At 48.5% G+C, this 404-nt stretch carries 1 protein-coding gene; it reads right to left on the bottom strand.

Going from position 1 to position 404, the window contains the following annotated elements:
- Positions 1-142: 142 nt before the first annotated feature.
- Positions 143-404: NUDIX hydrolase (locus tag H6X67_RS11680; protein WP_502797338.1), on the bottom strand; the 262-nt coding region annotated here is incomplete at its 5' end.

Here is a 404-nt window from a genome sequence, read left to right as displayed (position 1 = left end):
CGGCCAGGTAGACCGAACAGACCTCGGTATCCATCGCAAGACAGATGTCGGTAACCAGAATATTTAACGCCTCATTCAGGCGTGGTGCGCTGGCTACCTTTTCGACTATTTCGCGCAGGCGAGTGAGCATAATTGGCGTGACTTAACCTCTTTTACGTCGATAAGCAGATGCGTTTTGTGGTTTTGGCGTATTTTCCTGCAGTGACATCACCACACTCGCGAACTCTTTCATTACCCTACGGTAGACATCACGTTTAAATGACACCACCTGTCTGACTGGATACCAGTAACTTACCCATCGCCAGCCGTCAAACTCTGGTGTACTGCTGGTTTGCATATTGATTTCTGCATCGCCGCTCACCAGCTGCAAGAGAAACCATTTTTGTTTTTGGCCGATACAAACC

Source organism: Actinomyces sp. AC-20-1, from assembly GCF_023369555.1.
In the GTDB taxonomy this organism is placed as follows: Bacteria; Actinomycetota; Actinomycetes; order Actinomycetales; family Actinomycetaceae; genus Actinomyces.
The sequence above is the reverse complement of the archived record's forward strand: the minus strand, read 5'-3'. Positions and strand labels throughout refer to the sequence as shown.